The 19,456-nt window shown below is 67.4% G+C and carries 14 protein-coding genes and 1 tRNA gene; 6 read left to right on the top strand and 9 right to left on the bottom strand.

Translation table 11 applies throughout. The annotated features are described in order from the left end of the window. Nucleotides 1-31 precede the first annotated feature (31 nt). The 6 genes from fabG to EIZ44_RS30470 all read right to left on the bottom strand — a co-directional run bounded on the left by fabG (nucleotide 32) and on the right by EIZ44_RS30470 (nucleotide 5,962). Nucleotides 32-766 (bottom strand): 3-oxoacyl-[acyl-carrier-protein] reductase, encoded by a 735-nt coding sequence (gene fabG / locus EIZ44_RS30495; protein ID WP_134732696.1) that lies wholly within the window; start codon nucleotides 764-766, stop codon nucleotides 32-34. Further along, entirely contained in the window at nucleotides 763-1,839 is a 1,077-nt protein-coding gene (locus EIZ44_RS30490) for a beta-ketoacyl synthase N-terminal-like domain-containing protein (protein ID WP_134732695.1), read from the bottom strand. Before EIZ44_RS30490 ends, fabG begins: the two co-directional genes overlap by 4 nt. Next, the gene (locus EIZ44_RS30485) at nucleotides 1,836-3,089 is read right to left on the bottom strand and encodes a beta-ketoacyl-[acyl-carrier-protein] synthase family protein (protein WP_134663248.1); all 1,254 of its coding nucleotides are present in this window, start codon (nucleotides 3,087-3,089) and stop codon (nucleotides 1,836-1,838) included. The genes EIZ44_RS30490 and EIZ44_RS30485 overlap by 4 nt, the downstream gene beginning before the upstream one ends. A 5-nt stretch (nucleotides 3,090-3,094) precedes the next feature. Then, nucleotides 3,095-3,346 (bottom strand): acyl carrier protein, encoded by a 252-nt coding sequence (locus EIZ44_RS30480; RefSeq protein WP_037812007.1) that lies wholly within the window; start codon nucleotides 3,344-3,346, stop codon nucleotides 3,095-3,097. A 171-nt stretch (nucleotides 3,347-3,517) separates the two neighbouring features. Then, nucleotides 3,518-4,198, bottom strand: coding sequence for an AfsR/SARP family transcriptional regulator (locus tag EIZ44_RS30475; RefSeq protein WP_235147136.1), 681 nt, complete (start codon nucleotides 4,196-4,198; stop codon nucleotides 3,518-3,520). 1,691 nt (nucleotides 4,199-5,889) lie between these two features. Beyond that, nucleotides 5,890-5,962 (bottom strand) — tRNA-Ala (locus EIZ44_RS30470). 838 nt (nucleotides 5,963-6,800) lie between these two features. On the opposite strand from EIZ44_RS30470, the gene EIZ44_RS30465 reads away from it, so the two are divergent. From EIZ44_RS30465 to EIZ44_RS30455, 3 genes are all read left to right on the top strand, one after another. After that, a complete protein-coding gene (locus EIZ44_RS30465) occupies nucleotides 6,801-8,480 on the top strand; it encodes a pectate lyase-like domain-containing protein (RefSeq protein WP_500676318.1) in 1,680 nt (559 codons plus the stop codon). A gap of 108 nt (nucleotides 8,481-8,588) precedes the next feature. Then, a complete protein-coding gene (locus tag EIZ44_RS30460) occupies nucleotides 8,589-10,241 on the top strand; it encodes an NAD(P)/FAD-dependent oxidoreductase (protein ID WP_037812004.1) in 1,653 nt (550 codons plus the stop codon). Continuing rightward, complete coding sequence (locus EIZ44_RS30455) at nucleotides 10,238-11,665, top strand: ATP-binding protein (protein WP_037812003.1); 1,428 nt, start codon at nucleotides 10,238-10,240, stop codon at nucleotides 11,663-11,665. The genes EIZ44_RS30460 and EIZ44_RS30455 overlap by 4 nt, the downstream gene beginning before the upstream one ends. A gap of 300 nt (nucleotides 11,666-11,965) precedes the next feature. On the opposite strand, the gene EIZ44_RS30450 is transcribed toward EIZ44_RS30455, so the two are convergent. After that, entirely contained in the window at nucleotides 11,966-12,469 is a 504-nt protein-coding gene (locus EIZ44_RS30450; protein WP_240691457.1) for a DUF2993 domain-containing protein, read from the bottom strand. Nucleotides 12,470-13,503: 1,034 nt separating this feature from the next. Here EIZ44_RS30450 and EIZ44_RS30440 point away from each other — a divergent pair. From EIZ44_RS30440 to EIZ44_RS30430, 3 genes are read left to right on the top strand one after another with little or no spacing between them, the layout of a single operon-like run. Further along, on the top strand, nucleotides 13,504-14,127 hold the full coding sequence (locus tag EIZ44_RS30440) for a pentapeptide repeat-containing protein (RefSeq protein ID WP_134663246.1): 624 nt from the start codon (nucleotides 13,504-13,506) through the stop codon (nucleotides 14,125-14,127). A gap of 48 nt (nucleotides 14,128-14,175) precedes the next feature. After that, complete coding sequence (locus tag EIZ44_RS30435; RefSeq protein WP_134663245.1) at nucleotides 14,176-14,775, top strand: sulfite oxidase-like oxidoreductase; 600 nt, start codon at nucleotides 14,176-14,178, stop codon at nucleotides 14,773-14,775. Next, complete coding sequence (locus EIZ44_RS30430; RefSeq protein WP_134732694.1) at nucleotides 14,745-15,488, top strand: ferredoxin reductase; 744 nt, start codon at nucleotides 14,745-14,747, stop codon at nucleotides 15,486-15,488. The genes EIZ44_RS30435 and EIZ44_RS30430 overlap by 31 nt, the downstream gene beginning before the upstream one ends. Before the next feature lie 13 nt (nucleotides 15,489-15,501). On the opposite strand, the gene EIZ44_RS30425 is transcribed toward EIZ44_RS30430, so the two are convergent. Continuing rightward, a complete protein-coding gene (locus EIZ44_RS30425) occupies nucleotides 15,502-18,159 on the bottom strand; it encodes a helix-turn-helix transcriptional regulator (RefSeq protein WP_205673363.1) in 2,658 nt (885 codons plus the stop codon). After that, nucleotides 18,156-19,298: an Hsp70 family protein gene (locus tag EIZ44_RS30420; RefSeq protein WP_134732693.1), complete on the bottom strand. Its 1,143-nt coding sequence runs from the start codon at nucleotides 19,296-19,298 to the stop codon at nucleotides 18,156-18,158. Before EIZ44_RS30420 ends, EIZ44_RS30425 begins: the two co-directional genes overlap by 4 nt. Nucleotides 19,299-19,456: the final 158 nt, after the last annotated feature.

The raw sequence follows: 19,456 nt of genomic DNA, 5'->3' as shown, positions 1-19,456 counted from the left end.
CGCTGCCAGCGCTGCCGCGGGGAGAGAACAGCTAGACGACGAAGCCGCCGTCGACCTCGAAGACGCTGCCGGTGATGTAGGAAGCGCGGTCGGAAACCAGGAACGACACCAGGTCCGCGACTTCTTCGGGCGTGCCGAACCGGCGCAGCGGGACAGCCCGCAGCATCTTCTCGCGGGTCGCTTCGCTGAGCTTGCCGAGCATGTCGGTCTCGATCAGGCCCGGCGCGACGGAGTTGACCCGCACCCCATAACGGCCGACTTCCTTGGCCAGCGCCTTGGTGAAGCCGAGCACGCCGCTCTTGGCCGCCGAGTAGTTGGTCTGCGTCGGATTGCCGTGCACGCCGGACACCGAGGACAACGTCACGACGCTTCCGGCGCGGCGTTTGATCATCCGGAACACAGCGGGTCGGCACGCGTGGAAAACACCGTCGAGGTTCGTGCGCAGGACACTCGACCAGTCCGGTTCGGACATCAGCGCGAGCGAACCGTCCCGGGTGATCCCGGCCGAGGTGACCAGCGCGTCCGGCGCGCCGAACTCGTCTGCCGTCCGCTCCACCCACGCCGTGACCGCCTCGCCGTCAGCGACGTCGACCTGGCTCGCTTCGACGCGCACGCCCAGGTCGAGGACTTCCTTGACGAGAATGTCCGCCGCAGTTTGGTTGCTGTGATAGCAGAACGCGACGTCGAACCCGTCCTGCGCCAGGCGGAGTACGACCGCCCGGCCGATCCCGCGGGAACCGCCGGTCACGAGCGCGGTTCTGCTCATCGCGCACCCCCGAGCTGCAGCAGCGCGCAGGCCACCGAACCGTCGTCATCGCAAGCGGTGACGACGATGTGGTCCTGTGCGCCGTGGTCTGCTCCGTCGGCGATGCTGAGCACCGACGCGAGGCCGAACAACGCGGTCGCCGCGGAGGTGTCGCCGATGAGATCCACCGGCGGCACCCGGTCGGTCACTTCGTCGCCGAACAACTGCCGCAGCGTCACGTCCTCGGGACGGTCCGCCCCAGCGGGGAAGCCGCTGCCGACTGCCGCCCACACGCGGTCCGCGTTGACACCAGACCGGTTCAACAGCGAGGTCACGGTGGCGTGCAAGGTTCCGGCGAGGTCACCGTCGAGGCAGATCCGCGAGTCGATGCCGGTCAGCGTCGCCAGCACGGTGCGCGGATCGGCCGAGTCCGCCGGTTCAAGCAGGAACATCGCACAGCCTTCGCCGAGCGTCGCCGCCCCGCCGCGCCGGTGGTGCTCGAGCCAGGACCGCGCGTCGGAATGCTCCTCGGCCGCACCGCACAACACCTGAGCCGCACGTTCGGTCATCAGCAGCCGGCGAGCGTAGTTCAGCGCCTGCAATCCGGTGGTGCGCCCGGCGGCGATCGTCGCGTTGGGTCCCTTGAGCCCGTGCCAGATCGCGGCCTGCCCGGCCGCGCAGTTCATCACGGTGCCGGGAACCGCGGCGGGTTCGACGTGGTCGGGCTGTTCGCCGGTGATCGACGCGCGGGTCAGGTCCATCATGCTCTGCGCACTGCCGGTCGTGGTGCCGAGCACGAAACCGATGTGCTCGCGGTCGCCGTCCGGGGCCAGTTCCATGTCGGCGAGCAGCTGCTGCGCGGCCGCGACGGTCAGTCCGCTGACCCGGTTCATCGCCCGGGTCTTCTTACGCCCGAACATCTCGCGCACGTCGAAACTGGGCACGACCGCCGCGGGATCACCGGGTCCCGCGGTTTCGAGGGCGGGCTCGCGCCGGGACCGAACGCCGTCGGCGAACGCTTCCCGGCCGTAGCCGAAGGGGGAAATGGCGGTCCAGGCCGAGATGACCGGACGGCGCCGAGCCGGTGCGGTCACCGTACGGCCTCCTCTCGGGGTTGCCGCTCGTACCGGCCGAGCAGGACCACGGCGTTGTTGCCGCCGAAGGCCCAGCCGTTGTTCTGCACGATGTCGAGGTCGGCGTCGACGGATTCGTTGGGCACGCAGTCCACCGGGCAGTCCGGGTCGGTGTCGCGGTGGTTGATGGTGGGCGGGATGAACTGCTCGGTGAGCGCGATCGAACAGCCGATCGCGGCCAGCGCGCTCGCCGCGCCCATCGAGTGCCCCAGCATCGATTTCATCGACACGGTGCGCGGCGGCGTCGGCCCGAACAGGTCGCGGATCGCCGCGGATTCGGTCATGTCGTTGGCTTTGGTCCCGGTCCCGTGCGCGGAGATCAGGTCGATCTCGGCGGGTTTGACCCCGGCGTCGGCCAGCGCGAGTTCCATGCAGCGGGCGATCCCGGCCTGATGCGGCGCCACCGGATGGTGCGCGTCGCAGGACATGCCGTACCCCAGCACTTCCGCGTAGATCCGCGCCCCGCGGGCGAGCGCGGAGTCGAGGCTCTCCAGCAGAAGAATGCCCGCGCCCTCGCCGGTGAGGATGCCCATCCGGTTGCGGTCGAACGGACGGCAGCAGTCCGGCGCGATGCTGCGCAACCGGTAGAACGAGGTGAACGTCTTGCGGCACAGCGCATCCGCGCCGCCACAGAGAGCGAACTCGGCGTCCCCGCACCGGATCGCGTCGAGCGAGTTGCCGATGGCGTAGTTCCCCGCCGAACACGCCGTCGCGATGGTCCCGGTCTCGACGTCGGTCAGTTCAAGTTCGCGCGCGATCGACGTGGCCAGCCGGCCCGCGGAAGTCCGGCGCACCAGCTTCGGGTCAAGCCCGGCCAGCCCGGCGGAGAGTTCCTGTGCTACCAGACCGTCGAGTTCGTGCGCTTCGCCGTCGGTGCTGCCCACCGAGACGAGCGTGCGCGCGGCGCGCAGGGTTTCCAGCGGCAGCCCCGAATCCTCGACGGCGAGGCGGGCGGCCGCGGTGGAAAACCGGCTCGCCCGGCCGAGATCGGCGGGGTCGAGCGTGCGGATCCACCGGGAAGGCTCGAAGTCGGCGACCTCGCAGCCGTTGTCGTGGGCGAACCCGGTGGTGTCGAACACCGAGATCGGCCGGACGTTGCTGCGCCCGGCGCGCAGGGCGGAGGTGAACTCCCGGACCCCGATCCCGATGCTCGACACGACACCGCATCCGGTGATGACCACCCGGCGTCCGATACTGGTCGGCTGCGACATGTCGGCTACCAGCTCGCGGATTCCGAGACGACCTCGTACACCGCGCGCAGGTTGGTCATCCGGGCGAACTGCGCCTGGTCGATCGTGACGCCGAACTTCTTCTCCAGCGCGGCCAGCACGTCCATCAGCGACAGCGAATCCGCCTCGTGGTCGTCGGCGAAATCGCTGGTTTCGGTGAGCTCCGCGTCGTCGAGCTCGAGATGCGTGCAGACGATCTCGCGGATCTGCTGCATGCGTTCGGAGACGGCTGTCGTCATGGGGGTCACTCCCGATCGTCAGGGACCGTTACAAGGGATTCGGCCCGAAAACTAGCGGCGAGCGGTGACACCCTTCTGACAGCGCCCTGACGCGACGCCCCCGTAGGCGCGCTGTCAGCAGGCGGTCATCGGGGACTGCCATGCTGACCCGGTGGAAGCGAAAACGACGGTTCAGTCGAGAACCTGGTCCTGCATCAGGATGGACTGGTACAGCCGGCGCAGCCCCGGCCCGGGCTCCAGTCCGAGTTCGGCGCCCAGCCACTTCCGGGTGCTGTGGAAGACCGAGACCGCCTCGCCCTGCCTGCCGTCGCGGTAAAGCGAGATCATCAGGTACTCGCTGAGCCGCTCGCGCGCCGGGTTCTCCGCGACGAGTTGTTTCAGGTCGTGGGAAAGCCCATGATGCTCGCCGACCTGAAGCCGCGCGGAGATCAGGTCCTCCTGCACGGTGAGCCGGCGCTCGTTCAGCTGCTCGGCAGCCAACCGGCAGCGAGTGCAATCGGCCACGTCGAGCAACGCCGGCCCCCGCCAGAGCCGCAACGCTTGCTCGAAGACCGTGATGGCTCCCCGCGGATCCTGCCCGAGCAACGCGGCCCCACGCTGTGCCAAGGCAGAAAACCGATGCGCGTCGACGGCCTCGGCAGGCACGGTCATCAGGTACCCGCTGCTGACCGTCCGGACCACCTCCCGCTCGCCGGTCACGGTGAACACGAGCTTCCGCAACCGCGCGATGTTGGCCTGCAACGCATTGCGCACGTTGGAGACCGGTTTGTCGGCCCACAGTTCGTCCGCGAGCGTGTCCAGGGACAACGGAACCCCCGGCGACAAGGCCAGCAACGCCAACACAGTCCGCACCTTTCGCGACGCGACTCCGTGTCTGCGGCCGGCTTGCCTGAGCGTGACCGATCCCAATAGCTCAATTTCCATATCTACCCCTGAGAAAAATAGCCCGCCTCAAGTGACCCCACGCACCGAGCTGTCGGCCGAGCCGAGCATGTCAGACATTGAAAAGTCGGTCTACCTCCGATTGGGGTAATGAGTTGGCGTCATGCACGACAGTTTCCCGTCGGTAATACGAACCCCGTTCCCATTTGTCGCCCCCGACCTCCCGATGGTGGTGCTGGCACCAGGTGCGACAGTGGTGTTACCTCCACCAGGGGACCCTTCTCCGGCGAATACCTTGTCGTACTCGCCGGTACGGTGTTGAATCAATTATCGCGGCCGGGGCGGAGCCGCATTTTCCGACATGGGGTGAGTTCTATTTGCAGTTCCGGGCAACATTTCTGCCCGTTGCCGCAGCGACGGCGAATGGTTATTTATTAGCGGGCCGGCGACGCAGAGTGTTTCTGTTGTTCCCCAGAGTCGCACCAAGGCATTCGACATCATGAACGCCGCGGCTCGCCTCTCGACTGCTGGGACAATTTGCGCGAGTGTGCAATCGACGCCATCGACTGGTCTAGTTCGCAACAGAGAATTTTGCGAACTTCCACACTTTCGACGGCTTCCCGCCCGCCTCAGCGCGCGGCCACCCTCACCGTCCTTGTCCGCGCTCCATGCCTCGCCGCCATCCGGGCCCTGGCTCCGACGAGCTCGCGAACCACTGCCCCGATCTCCTCGCTCCCCGCGTCGTTGGCGCGACCCAGCCCGTGCGAGCCAAACCGGGCTCCCAAGACGATCACCGTTTCCCCGCCCCGTCGCCCTCGGTACTGACTTCCATGCGGCCTACCGCCGCCTACCGGAGACGATCCCTCCAGGCGAAAACGCGACCCCGCAACGGACTCCGCCGACCATCCCCACACCGCCGCGGCTGGATGACGCCCACCCGGCGATGCTCCACACCGCGCCCCAGTGCGGCCAGCCAACTCTCGGCGTTAGACCCCAGGCGGCACAAATCGGAGCCCCGAGCATGCGTTCCCTCACCCCGGCTTCCTCGACGACCGCGGTCGAGCCCAAGAACCCAACGCCGCCCGCGTGCCACCACCTAGCCCAAGACGATCCCCTCGGGCCCCCGCGAGTCCCGTACTCCCGCCCGGCACTCCCGCTGCGCCATGCGAGCTGACGTCTTCTGCCACAGCCGCAACCGGCCCCCGTCCAAATGCGCCAATCACCCTTGGAGCTCTTGACCGAGCCTCCGCCCTGCCAGAACAACCGGGCACCTGCCGGAGACACGGCAGCACCACGCGTCCAAGCCGTAACGAGCTAGCCAGCCGCCGCAGCAATCGGTACGAGCTACCGCCCGCAGCTGCTGCCAGAAGGCCGCCCCCATGCACCGCGGCCACCTGCTTCAGAACAATGCGGTTGGACGAGATCACCGCGTCACCGCATGAGCCGCGCCGACACCAGCCACCCGCCCGCGCCCGCCCATTCGCAACATCTGCCAGCGAACCTTCCCAGCTCGACCGCTGAGCTTCCGACGCCAAGCCGCAGACCGGTAGCGCTAACCCATAGCCATCGACCAGGCCGACCGCATCGAATCATGCCCCGGGCATGCAAAAAACCCTCCGGCCAACCTGAACTGCGTGGCCGAAGGGTTCCTGTGCAACTTGTGGAGCTAAGGGGACTCGAACCCCTGACCCCCTCACTGCCAGTGAGGTGCGCTACCAGCTGCGCCATAGCCCCGAAGCAGAGGTGAACTCCGCATCTCGTATGGACATACAGTACACCCCGCCTTCGGTCCCTTCGTCAGGGGGTCGGTTACGCGCCGCGGCCACGCCGGAACGGCGTGCCAAGCTGCCCAAACCCGCCTCCCTGCGACCTGTTCCGAGCGCATTAGTGCAGGTCGACTGCCCTATCTGACTTTTCTTCAGGTTTGCGTTGAAGGTCAGTGTGCCCGCGATTACATTCCTCCGCAGTCGCGACGTCGAGCCGACCCTCGCCACGAGGCGAACCCCACCCCCGGCCGAGGTCGCCCGGCGGTCCCGTCTCGGCAAGGGAGGTGACGATGAATCCCGAATCACGGAGAGTGGCCGCGCTAGCGCCGACCCCTCCGAGTCCGGCGGACTACCCCTGCGGCCGGAACAGCGGAACGCCGTCCCGCCAGCCCCTCGAGACCAACGCTGATGCCTGGCGCGCCCAGACACGGGCGGCGAACGCCCGGCGAACCGCTGCTCGTCCGCCCGTCCCGCTGGCCCGCCCGTACACCGTCACCGGAACAAACGCGCACGATTGGCACTTCCACCTCACCCACAAGGGCGATGCAGAGACGTCCACCCACCCCTCCTGGCACCCCGCGTTGGAACACGAGAGCACCTCGGGAACCCACGACACCGCAGCCCCGCCGCGGCTGCCGTCCACCGAGCCTGACCCGCAATGGCCAGCGCATCCGACTGCTGCAGTTGTCGATCTTGCCTCCGGCCGAGACCGCGACCCGCACCCGGCCGGACTGGCTGCTGGTCACGAGAAGCCGTGGCAGCACGGCCGTCATGACGCCGCCAACCGGTCGTTCACACTGATCTCCGTGGGTGGCACTACTTCTCCGCCGCCGGGACAAGTGGACCTGGGGCCGAACGTCGTCGTTTTCGATCCGTCGATGCCGAGCGCGAGCATCCAGCGCAAGCTCGACGCGATCTTCGCGGAGCAGGAGAAGAACCAGTTCGGCAGTCAGCGCTACGCCGTGCTGTTCAAACCTGGCACGTACTCCAACGACGTGAACGTCGGCTTCTACACGCAAATCCTCGGACTAGGCAGCACGCCCGACGCCGTGACGATCAACGGTGCGGTGCACGTGGACGCGGACTGGTTTCCCCCGAACAACGCGACCCAGAACTTCTGGCGCGGCGCGGAAAACCTGTCCGTGAACCCCGTCGGGGGCGCGGACCAATGGGCCGTATCGCAGGCGAGCCCGTACCGGCGCATGCACGTCCGCGGCGACCTCCGCCTCGACGACGGCGGGGGCTGGTCCAGCGGGGGCTGGATCTCGGACACGAAGATCGACGGGCAGATCCGTTCCGGGTCACAGCAGCAATGGATCTCGCGCGATTCGCACTTCGGCGGCTGGACCGGCTCTACTTGGAACATGGTGTTCGTCGGCGTGGACGGCGCTCCCGCCGGCACCTTCCCGGACCCGCCGTACACGACGATCGACCAGGCCCCGATCGTCCGCGAGAAGCCGTGCCTCCAGGTTGACGAGTCCGGTCACTACCGGGTGTTCGTGCCCGCCCTGCGAAACAACACCTCCGGCGTCACCTGGGAACACGACAGCGCACCAGGCGTTTCGCTGCCGATCGACCAGTTCTTCATCACGAAGCCGGGCGCTACCGCGTCCGAGATGAACGAGGCTCTGACGGCGGGCAAGAACCTGCTGATCACCCCAGGCGTGTACCGCCTTGATCAGCCTCTTCACGTGACTCGTCCGGACACCGTCGTCCTCGGCCTTGGCATCGCGACCTTGATCCCGGACGGCGGGATCACTGCGATCAACGTCGACGACGTGGACGGAGTGAAGATCGCCGGCTTGCTGATCGACGCCGGAACGACCTCGTCGGCCACGCTCATGCAGGTCGGCGATCCCGAGTCGAACGCGGACCACTCGGCGAACCCGACCTCGCTGCACGACGTGTTCTTCCGCGTCGGCGGCGCTGCCGCGGGCAAAGCGCATACCAGCCTCGTAATCAACAGCAACGACGTGATCGGCGACCACCTGTGGCTCTGGCGAGCCGACCACGGCGCCGACGACAGTCACGTCGGCTGGAACTCCAACACCGCCGATACCGGCCTGGTGGTGAACGGCAACGACGTGACCGTCTACGGGCTGTTCGTCGAGCACTTTCAGAAGACGCAGGTGACCTGGAACGGAAACGGCGGGCGCACCTACTTCTTCCAGAACGAGATGCCCTACGACGTCCCCGACCAGGCAGCCTGGATGAACGGCGGGAGCGCGGGCTACGCCGCGTACCAGGTCGCCCCGGATGTGACCAGCCACGAAGCCTGGGGTCTCGGCAGCTACTGCTTCTTCGACACGAACCCGTCGGTGTCCTGCTCGCACGCCTTCGCCGCTCCGGTCGCGCCTGACGTGCGGTTCCACGGCATGGTGACGGTTTCGCTCAACCACCAGGGAACGATCACCCACGTGATCAACGACCTCGGTGCGAGCACCCCGTCGGGGACGAAGCCGGTGAACTTGGTGCGCTATCCATAGCCGCCACCTGAACAACCGGTGCCCGCCGCGGTGGCGGCCGCGACGGGCACCGGTCCCTGGTTCTGTCGTTTGCCACGGCAGCCGACGGGACACCGTAGGCTGTGCCGTGTGAGCCAGCCGATCCTGATGACCGTCGACGACGACCCCGCCGTTTCGCGGTCGGTGGCGCGCGACCTGCGTCGCCGCTACGGCAAGGACTACCGCGTCATCCGTGCCGATTCGGGCGCCGACGCCCTCGACGCACTTCGCGAGATCAAGCTGCGCGGCGACGCCGTCGCGGCGATCCTCGCCGACTACCGCATGCCGCACATGGACGGCATCGTCTTCCTGGAGAAGGCGATGGACCTCTTCCCGAACGCCCGGCGCGCGCTGCTGACGGCCTACGCCGACACTGACGCCGCGATCCAGGCGATCAACGTGGTCGACGTCGACCACTACCTGCTCAAGCCCTGGGACCCGCCCGAGGAGAAGCTGTACCCGGTCATCGACTCGCTGGTCGAGACCTGGCTCGCGGTCGGGGATCGTCCGGTGGAAGAGACGAAGCTGATCGGGCACCGGTACTCGGCGCCGTCGTTCCGGATGCGCGACTTCCTGGCTCGCAACGCCGTCCCGTACCGCTGGTACTCGGTCGACGACGAAGAAGCCGGCCGCATCCTCCAAGCCGCCGGCGCGTGCGAGACCGACATCCCGGTCGTGGTGACGCCGGACGGCACGGTGCTGAAACAGCCATCGGGAAGCGAGATCGCCGATGCGGTGGGCCTTTCTACGCAGCCCGCGCAGGACTTCTACGACCTGGTGGTGATCGGCGGCGGTCCGGCCGGACTCGGTGCCGCCGTTTACGGCGCTTCCGAAGGACTGCGGACCGTGCTGGTCGAGCGCAAGGCCACCGGCGGCCAGGCCGGAACCAGCTCCAGGATCGAGAACTACCTTGGCTTCCCGGACGGAGTGTCGGGCGCGCAGCTCACGGATCGAGCCCGCCGCCAGGCGCAGAAGTTCGGCGCTGAAGTGCTTACGGCTCGCGATGTCGTGGGTCTGGAGGCGCGCGGCTCGAGCCGGGTCGTGACCTTCGGCGACGGATCCGAGATCGCCGCGCACTCCGTGATCCTTTCCAGCGGCGTCAACTACCGAGCGCTGGAAGCCGAGGGAATCGCGGAGCTGACCGGCCGGGGCGTCTACTACGGCTCCGCTGCGACGGAAGCACCTGAGTGCTCGAACGATCACGTGTACATCGTCGGCGGCGCGAACTCCGCCGGTCAGGCGGCTGTGTTCTTCGCCCAGCACGCCACCGACGTGACGCTGCTGGTGCGCGGCGCGTCGCTTGAGTCGTCGATGTCGCACTACCTCATCGAGCAGATCGCTGCCATCGAGAACGTCCACGTTCGCACGCACACCACGGTGGTCAAAGCGCATGGGGACGATCACCTCGAGTCCATCACGGTCTGCAAAGACGGCGTGACCGAGAAACTGGACACGGAACACCTCTTCATCTTCATCGGAGCCGCTCCGCGCACGGAGTGGCTGGGAAAGAGCGTCCTCCGGGACGCCCACGGATTCGTCCGGACCGGCCCAGACCTCGTGGAGGACGGACGCAGGCCGCCGGGATGGAGCCTGGACCGCGATCCGCATTACCTGGAGTCGTCAGTGCCCGGCGTGTTCGTGGCCGGAGACGTGCGCTCGCAGTCGGTGAAACGCGTGGCGTCCGCCGTCGGCGAGGGCGCCATGGCCGTGACCCTGGTCCACCGTTACTTGGAGGAACAGTGACTCAGCCCGCCTTGTCGCGCGAGGAACTGCGCGGACTGTTCTTGTTCGAACATCTCTCCGACGCGCAACTCGACTGGATCGAGCAGAACGCGGTGCGCGAGGAGTTCAAGGCCGACTCCGTGGTGATCCGCGAAGGCGACCCGGCCACGTGCTTCTACGTCCTGCTCAACGGCGCGCTGCGGATGACCCGCGTGGTGGCCGGCGCCGAGGTCGAGATGAAGCGGTCCGATCAACGCGGTTCCTACTGCGGCGCAACGCAATTCTTGGCCTACCAGGACAGCGAAGCCACCTACGGCGCGACGATCTACGCCGTCAGCGATCTGACCTTCCTCACGCTTCCCGCCGCGGAGTTCGCCGTCGAATTCCGGCAATGGTTCCCGATGGCGGCGCACTTGCTGGAGGGTATGTACCTCGGCTGGCGCAATACCGACGCGCTGGTGTCGTCGCGCCGCAGGCTCGTCGCCCTCGGCGAGTTGTCCGCGGGGCTCATGCACGAACTCAACAACCCGGCCGCAGCTGCGGTGCGGGCCACGGCCGCGCTGCGCGAGCGAGTCGCCGGCATGCGGCACAAACTCGCGATCCTGGCGAAGAAAGACATCGACCCGAACCTGCTCGAGTTGCTCCTCGACGTGCAGGAACGCTTGGTGAAACAGGTCGGCGACGCACCCAAGCTCTCCGCGATGCAGCAAGCCGACCGCGAGGACGAGATCGGCGACTGGTTCGACGACCACGGCATCGACCAGGGCTGGGACCTCGCCAGCATCTTCGTCGCTGCCGGACTCACGCCGACGAACCTCGACCACGTGCTGGAATCGGTAGGCGAAGGACTGCTCGACGGCGCGATCCGCTGGCTCGCGTACGCGCTCGAAACCGAGATGCTGATGGGCGAGATCGAGGACTCGACCAGCCGGGTGTCCACGCTCGTGGGCGCGGCGAAGCAGTACTCGCAAATGGATCGCGCCCCGCACCAGTTCATCGACGTCCACGAAGGACTCAACTCCACGCTGGTGATGATGTCGGGCAAGCTCGGCGAGGGCATCCGCGTGGTCAAGGAATACGACTGCTCGATCGACCGGGTTCCTGCCTACGCCGCCGAACTGAACCAGGTGTGGACCAACATCATCGACAACGCCGTCGGCGCCATGGGCGGCGAGGGAACGCTGACCCTGCGCACGTGGCAGGTCGGCAAACAGGTGCGCGTCGAGATCGGCGACACCGGCCCGGGGATCCCGGAAGAGGTGCGCCAGCGCATCTTCGAGCCGTTCTTCACGACCAAAGGCGTGGGCGAAGGCACCGGTCTCGGGCTGGACATCTCGTGGCGGATCGTCGTGGAACGGCACTCGGGCGACATCAAAGTGACGTCGGAACCGGGTGACACGCGGTTCGAGGTCTGCCTTCCCGTGGAGGAGCAAGCGTCGCTCTGAACGCGCGGTTGCCCGCGGATGCCCGTCATGAGGCTGGGATCTTCGGGTTCTTCGGAGCAGTTCTGCGGTGGTTGTCATCGGCGGTATCCCCTCGGAGCGAACTGACGGCTCGATTCCGAGGTTAGCCGACCGCACCGACAGGATTTCGGGCTGTTTTCGAGTTTCCCTTGTGCGCCAACGGTTTTCGATCTTTCCCTGATCGGGTGATGATTGGGAACGCATGTTCGAGCACTCTGGAACACGGCAGCGCCGCGCCCATTGCTCGGACCCGCAGGGGGTCCGGTGGGCACCGCCGCCGGTTCAGGGGAGGGACCGTGATCCGAATCCGGGAAGTGTCAGTGTCATTGCCGCTGTCGTCAGCCAGGTCAGCAGGTCCGGCAACGGAATCCGGGCGAGCCGTCCAGGCCATTCGTCGGCTGCGATCGTCAGTGCGAGCTCGTCTTCGCCAGGCCGGATTCCGGTCAGGCGCAAGCCTTTCGGCAGATCCGGCAGGGGAAGCACGATCGGCTGGATCCGCTTCGGCGGCCGCCTCGTCCACCGTCCGAGGCAGAGCGAGATCGGGGTCAGCACTATTGCTTCGTCTTCGATGTCTGCGGCGAGAGTCAAATATCCCCAGCGCGGACGTTTCCGCCAGCGCACTCGGAACCCTTCCGGATGCGGTGTCGCGATCAGGTCCGGACGTGCCGCGGCGACCCGATCCCGCACCACGGTTCCGCTCACTTCTATCTCGAGTTCGACAGATCCGGGAATCGCCGCTGGCGAAGGCAATCCTCGAAGCCGCACGTCCTTGGCGAGCACGGTCACGCGCCGCAACGGAATGCGTTCGACGTCTGGCTGCGCAGGCGGTCCGACAGTTGGCCGCGTTTCAGGACCGGCTTCGCGAGCGGCGGGCGCCCGTCCGGAGCTGCGTCGAGAAGTCGGTCGCTCGGATTCGTGCGGTCCCACGTTTGCTGCGTCAGGTCCCCAGATGGGTTTCCATGCTGCGGCACCTGGTGTGGCTTCCGCGATTCGGCGATCGCCTTGCGCCTGAACAGAATCCGACGATGCCGTGTTCTCTCGTGGACCGGATGAGCGTGCGTCAGTTCGGCCGTCGGCGGGCCGCGCGAGGTGAGCAGGCGCAAGCCCAGCCGCATCTGGCGGGCCGTCCGTCTTGTGCGTTTCGCCGACGGGGGTGCCCGTCGCAGCAGGCATGCCGGACGCGTCCGCGGTGGTCGGGTCCTTCGTTTCGCCACGCGCGTTCGACGCTGCTGAGGCCGCTGCAGTTCGAGACGAGCGGGCAGTGCCGGCAAGGCTGCCAGCGCCGTGCGCAACGGGGGCCGCCGAGCTGTTCGGAACGGGCCAGTCGACATCTTCCGCGACGATGCGGACGTCTCCCACCCGACCGGTGGCCAGACGAAGCGAGTCCGCTGGATAGTCGAGTTCGGTGAGAGTCAGGCCGACCTCGTGGCCTTGCACTGTGGTCGTAAGGCGACGGCCCACCAGTTGCTCGGTGACGGTTCGGGCGAGCGCGGCCGGGGTCGCGGGCACTGTGGGCAGCAGTGCCCGGCCCGCGGCTGCCAGGCCCGACAGTTCGGGCCAGGGCACCCAGGCATCGAACCATCGGCCTTCGCTCATTCGGCCATCGTATGGCTGTCCCGAGAAGACCGCTCCTCGCTGTGGCATGAGCCGCGTAACGGACGGCAAGGGGCCGATCACTCAAGCCACCGGAGCAGTCAGCAGCCCGGCAGCCGCTCCGGACTCGGCGATCCTGGCCGCCACCAGCCGGAATTCCGTCGCAGCGAGCCGCTTGACGTCGCGTCTGGCACCCGATCAGCAGGGCGGCGAACTAGGCTTGCCGAATGTCCGAACCCGACCACGAGCCGTCCGACATCGAGACAGTCGAAGGCCGCGTTTACCGGCGAGAAGACTGGTACGCGGAGGAGTTCACCGCGCGTCGGTTCGTGCGCTGTGAGTTCCATCAGGTCGACCTGACCGAGGCAGTCACCCGCGGTGTCTCCTTCCTGGACTGTGTGTTCGGAAACGTCCAGTTCAACGCCTCCCGGCACACCGACTCTGCGTTCACCGGCTGCGTGTTCAAAGGATGCAACCTGTTCGATGCCGAGTTCACGGGCTGCAAGCTGGTCGGCAGCCGCTTCCAGGACTGCGACCTGCGGCCGTTGCGCGTGACCGGCGGAGACTGGTCTTTCGTCGGCTTGAACAGTGCCGACCTGCGTGGAGTCACGTTCCAACAGGTGCGCATGCGCGAAGCGGACCTCACCAAGGCGAAGTGTTCGGGAGCAGTGCTCACCGACGTGGATTTGTCCGGCGCGGAGCTGCAGGACGTCGACCTGACGCGCGCCGAACTCCGGGGCAGCGACCTGTCGTCACTCGATCTGACTCGTGCGTCGCTGACCGGCGCGATCGTGTCCCCGGAGCAGGCGGCGGTGCTCGTCACGTCGCTCGGACTGCAGGTCCGCGGGTAGTCTCGCTTCTGGGGAACCGAGCCGTCGGGTATGTCCGGAGGGAGCGCGATGGGAGTCGTCACACCAGGCTTCACCGGACGCGCCCGCGGTGCCAATCCGCGGCTGCCGCCAGGGCAGTATCTCGCCGAAGACTTCCCGGTTCTCTCAGCCGGGCCGACTCCTCGAGTGAGCACAGAGAGGTGGGAGTTCGCGGTAGTGACCGAGAGCGGCGAACGCCGCTCATGGTCGTGGCCGGAACTGATGGCGCTGCCGAGCGAGAAGATCACCGTCGACATCCACTGCGTCACCCAATGGTCCAAACTGGACACTCATTGGCGCGGCGTCCCAGTGGACGCGCTCGTCGGGGATCTCGATACGGCCGCTGATTACGTGATGGCGCATTCCTACGGCGGCTACACCACAAACCTTCCGCTCGCTGATCTCCTGGGCGGACATGCCTGGATCGCCTACGAGTACGGCGGTAAGCCACTCACTCCGGAACACGGCGGCCCGGCTCGGCTGTTGGTGCCGCACCTCTACCTCTGGAAGTCTGCGAAGTGGGTGCGCAAGCTGCGGCTCGCTACGAAGGACGATCCCGGCTTCTGGGAAGCAGCCGGCTACCACGACTACGGAGATCCATGGCGGGAACAGCGGTATCAGGGCGACTAGCGTGGCGCGTCGCTCGGCTCGCCGAGATCCGGCAGGAGACACCGACCGCGCGCACCCTGGTCTTCGACATCCCAGGGTGGCCGGGTCATCTCGCGGGACAGCACGTCGACGTCCGCCTCACCGCAGCCGACGGCTACACGGCACAACGCAGCTACTCGCTTGCTGCACCGGCGAACGGGGACCGGATCGAACTGACCGTTCAACGGGTAGCCGACGGCGAAGTGTCCGAACACCTCACCGGCCCCTACGCGGTCGGTGACCCGGTCGAAATCCGCGGCCCGATCGGCGGTTGGTTCGTGTGGCGTCCCGCCGAGTCGGCTCCGGTGCTGCTCGTGGCGGGTGGCGCGGGCATCGTCCCTCTGATGTCGATGATTCGGGCTCGTCGAGAAGCTGGCAGCAAGGCACTATTCCGGCTGGTCTATTCGCTGCGTACCCCGGCAGAGCTGTACTACGCCGAGGAGCTCCGCCGACCCTATGCAGGCTTGGACATCACTTACGTCTACACGCGGGAGCTCCCGGAAGGGCGATCCGGCATCCCGCGGCGCATCGACGTCGCCACATTGAACACCGCTTCGTGGCCGGTTGACTTCGGTGCCACCACGTACATTTGCGGGCCGACCGGCTTCGTGGAGACCGCAGCGGACATCCTGCTTGCGCTGGGACATTCGCCGCAGTCGATTCGGACTGAGCGTTTTGGCCCCAGCCGGGACTGAGGCCGTCAACGAATCAGTGCACGGTCGGTTTGGCGAGGAGTTCGCGCAGAGTCGCGAGCAGTTCGCGACGGTCTGCTGCACCGAGTTTGCCGCGGATGCGGGCCATGTGGTGTTCGACAGTCTTGCCGGAAATGAAGAGTTTGCTGCCGGCTTGTTTGTAAGTCAGGCCGTCGACGACCAGGCGGGCGACCTCAAGCTCGCGTTCGCTGAGTGCGCTTAAGCCGGTCGCCGCGCCCGGTGCCGGGGCGGCGGACTCAAGACGTCCGGTCGTGCCTTGGAACTGCCGAGCTGCTTCGAGGAGTTGGACCATCGCCTTGCGATCGGAGGTGCGAATCGCGGCTTGGCCAGCCAGCCGGGCCGCGTCCCAGCACAGGTCCAGTTCATGAAGTTCCGCAGCTGCTGCGGAGATTTCGCCTGGATCGAACGTGCCGCTGAGTACCGCAAGCCAGCACCCAGCGGCGCGGGCGAGCGCTGCCGGGTAGCGGCCGCAGTCGGCGAAGTGGTTCAGCGCTGCCAGTTGCTGTTCGGCAGTGGCACGGTCTTCTGTGGTGATCGCGGCGTGCAGTTCATGCCAGCACAGCGAGACCGTCCACAAAGGAGGGTTTCCCAGGCGGTCAAGCATCGCGTGCGCGCGTTCTAGTCGGCGGGACAGCTTGGCGTGCGCACCGGTTCGAGCGGCTGCGATTGCCAGTTCTCCCAACGGCAGCAGCGTAAACAGGTCCACTTGCTGACGCATGGACGCCTGATACGCCCGCTCCCACGACTGTTGCAGCCCGACCAGGTCGCTCGCTCGCCGGGCGAGGCCGAGTTCCAGTGTCGCGAAGAACAGTTCGTCGCGAGCCTCAAGTTTGGTGCCGGCGACGGCATCGCGGTGTTCCGTTGCGGCGGCGAGATGGCCGCCGGTCATCGCGACCCAGCCGAGCAGCAGCCGGTGCCGCGTCGCGAGCAGATCGCCGCCGACGCTGCTGGCTAATGCTCGTTCCAGCACCGACTCGGCGAGCGCCAGTTCTCCTGCGTGCAGGCCCGCGAGTGCAGCGAGTGCGGCCGGACTGTCCGGAAGGGGTGCGCCGCCGACTGCTGGTTCGAGCATTGCTGCGGCGCCTACGAGTGTCGGGAGCGCCTCTGTTCCGCAGCCGAACACCGATTCCACGATCCCGTTTGCTGTTCGCGCAGCGGCACCGGTGAACAATGTCGGCGCGGCTCCAGGCATCGGGACGTTGGAGACAGCTTGACCGTCGGTGGTCTGGCCAGTTCCGACGAGGGCGATCGTGGCGAATGCGTCCACCGCGCCAGGGCCTACCCAGCGATAGCTTTCGCCATTCGGTTGGGGCTGTCCGGGGAACGCGGGATTGCCGTTGGGTGCGGCGGGAGCGGGATCGGTTGGGGCTCCAGCAGCGTCCGCGCGGTGGGGGAGCGCGGAGGCTTGAGAGTCTGTCGAGCTGGCTAGTGTCCGTTGGGTCGCCGCTTGGTGGTTCGTTGCCGCGGCAGTGGGACTTTCGTTGCTGGAGTCATGGCCGCCGGAGTTGGATGACGGAATGGCCGCATGTTGACGAGACCAGTTGTCCGTGGCTGCGGCCCAGCGGTACAGCTCTGCAGTTCGGGCCAGTTCGCCGCGGTGAGCCAGAACTGTCGCGGCGATCTCGGCCCCGGCGGCTCGTGCTTCCGGATCTTCGCCGGACAGCATGCCGTCGCCTAGGCGGAGGGCGGTGTCCAGGTCTCCGGACAGTGCGGCGGCGCGGGCCCAACCCGTCGTGGTCGCGGCGTCGCGGGCACCAGCTTCGGCGGCGGCTTCGAAGAGTCGTGCGGCGTGCTTGGGGTCGGTGGGGAGTGCTTCGCTCGCAGCGGTTGCGAATGCGGTTGCTGCGGAGGCACCGGAGCTGCCGGCGTCGAGCAGAGACGTCGCGAGGTCGAGTACAGGCAGGCCCCGAGTCAGTTGTGCTTCCACGAGTTGCTGCAACACAGCTAGGCGTCGAGCGGGTGGTCCGTAAGCGCGCACTGCTTCGGCGGCGGCGGGCAGGAGAATGTCTTCAGCATCGAGGAGGCCCGTCGCGCGGGCACCGTCGACGACTTCGGGCAGTTCGTCTGGTGTGCGCTCCAGCAATGAACACAGCAGGTCGAGGTTGCGGGCTGCACCGGCTTCGGCGGCGATGAGGTAGCGGAGGACGTCGTCGTCTAGTGCTGCCAGTTCGGCGCGGAAGTCGGCGAGACGGGCAGTTACGACCCGTTCCACGAGACGGGGGACACCGCCGGTGCTCGCGTGCAGGGCGGGGGCGTCCGCAGTGCGGCCGGTGAGTTGTTTTGCGAGCTTGCCGACTTCGTCGACGGTCAGCGGTGGCAGCAGCAGCGTTTCACCGAGGGACCGCAACGCTTGCGTGCGAGGGTTCGGACGGTGTGCCACCACGAGCGGTCCCTCTTTGGCGGCCGCGAGCATGGTGAGCCTCGTCAGGTCTTCGTCGTCGAGCTGGTCTGCGTCGTCGACGACCGTGGCCTCGACACCTGCTTCGCGGTAGCTGCGATCGAGGGCACCCAACAAGGCAGTCTTGCCGTAGCCGCCCGGCGCGACGACCACGAGCCGGACTGGGGCCGCGGGGGTGTCGGCGAGTTGTTCAAGGAGGCGGCGGGCTGCGGGGTGGACGGCGTCGTTGCCGGTTTTCGCCAGCAGTGCGTTCAACAGTGACCTTCACCGGAGGGAGCTGTGGCTGGGTGGGCGCACGAGCTCAGGACAGGGGGACGGGGAGAAACGGGTTCCTTATCGGCGGTCGCTTCGTGTGACGTGAGGACCGCGATCAGGATCGAGGAGCTGATCGCCAGTACTGCCGCCGCGGCGGCGAGCGGTCGCCATCGACGCAACAGTTTGGCAGCGCCCTCGGGCTCCGGCAGCGTGAATGGAGTGATCTCCACCGGCGGCCGCTCGGGTCTTTCCGGAAGTTCGGGTTCGCGGTCGACTCGCGGCAGCAACGTGGTTTCGGGGGCGGGGGCTTCCCTTCGCGCGAGAGGCCTCGTCCGTTGGCTGGCGAGGATCCCGGCCCCGATGGCCGCCGTATCGGCGGGTTGGGGGCCGGTGAAGAACGGGCAGGGCAGACGTCCAGGGCGAGTGCCCGGGCCGGGTTCGCCGCAGAACACGATGCCGGCCAGCGACTCGGGGGCGACGTTGGCCGCCTGCGCGAGGCCGAACGCGGTCTTGACCGCGGAACCCGGCGCGACACCTTCCGTGCTGTTCCGGGCGATCCAGCCGCTGGCTCCCGAAGCGGTCGCCAACGTGACGGTGAGGCCGTCCGGGCCGAACTCGCACACCGCGGCTGTTCGGTCGCCTGCGCCGGGTTCCGGGAGGTGGGCGTAGAGCGCGGCGACCGCGCTGGGAACGAGAGTGACCGCGGAGAAACCTGACTCCGCTAGCGACTGGCGCAGGAGTTCGCGTCGGTAACCGCCCCAGTCACCGGGGTGGGTGACGACCAGCTGGCGCGGCGGTTCGCCGGTCTGGCTGGCTGCGACGTCGGCGATGCCTTCGATGAAGACGGTGGTCAGCGACTCCGGGGTGAACGGTTCGCTGCCGATGAAGACCGGCACGTCGTCGCCGATGCGGCGATGGAAACCGGTGATCAGGCGGGAGGGCACGGCGGCGCCGGCTTGAGTTGCCGCGTCGCCGGTGAGCAGGTATCCCTCGTCGTCGAGGAAGAGTGCGGTCGCGGTCGCCGGGGACGTCTCGCCCAGCCACAACGGCTCGGGATCGTCCCACCGGTCACCTTGCCTGCGACGGAGCGCGGCGTGGGTCCGGGCAGCGCCGAGGTCGATGCCGAGCACGTAGGGCACCGCCGCTTCCTCCCTTCGTCGCAGTCAGGGTTCGGCCAAGGGGCGTAACTCACTGAACGGATACGCATCCTCACCCGTTCGGGTCAGACGGGCAAGAGTGGGGTGGGATTTAACCCAACCGGGTTCCGCGTGTCCGATCCCCTAACTCCCTAACGATC

The organism is Amycolatopsis nivea, assembly GCF_004522235.1.
GTDB classification, from domain to species: domain Bacteria; phylum Actinomycetota; class Actinomycetes; order Mycobacteriales; family Pseudonocardiaceae; genus Amycolatopsis; species Amycolatopsis nivea.
This window is presented reverse-complemented; position numbering and strand designations above follow the sequence as displayed.

What these genes read in the sequence shown, in the direction of transcription:
- fabG (WP_134732696.1), bottom strand. Translation starts at nt 766, where the DNA reads ATGAGCAGAACCGCGCTCGTGACCGGCGGTTCCCGCGGGATCGGCCGG.
- EIZ44_RS30485 (WP_134663248.1), bottom strand. Translation starts at nt 3,089, where the DNA reads ATGTCGCAGCCGACCAGTATCGGACGCCGGGTGGTCATCACCGGATGC.
- EIZ44_RS30480 (WP_037812007.1), bottom strand. Translation starts at nt 3,346, where the DNA reads ATGACGACAGCCGTCTCCGAACGCATGCAGCAGATCCGCGAGATCGTC.
- EIZ44_RS30440 (WP_134663246.1), top strand. Translation starts at nt 13,504, where the DNA reads ATGTCCGAACCCGACCACGAGCCGTCCGACATCGAGACAGTCGAAGGC.
- EIZ44_RS30435 (WP_134663245.1), top strand. Translation starts at nt 14,176, where the DNA reads ATGGGAGTCGTCACACCAGGCTTCACCGGACGCGCCCGCGGTGCCAAT.
- EIZ44_RS30430 (WP_134732694.1), top strand. Translation starts at nt 14,745, where the DNA reads ATGGCGGGAACAGCGGTATCAGGGCGACTAGCGTGGCGCGTCGCTCGG.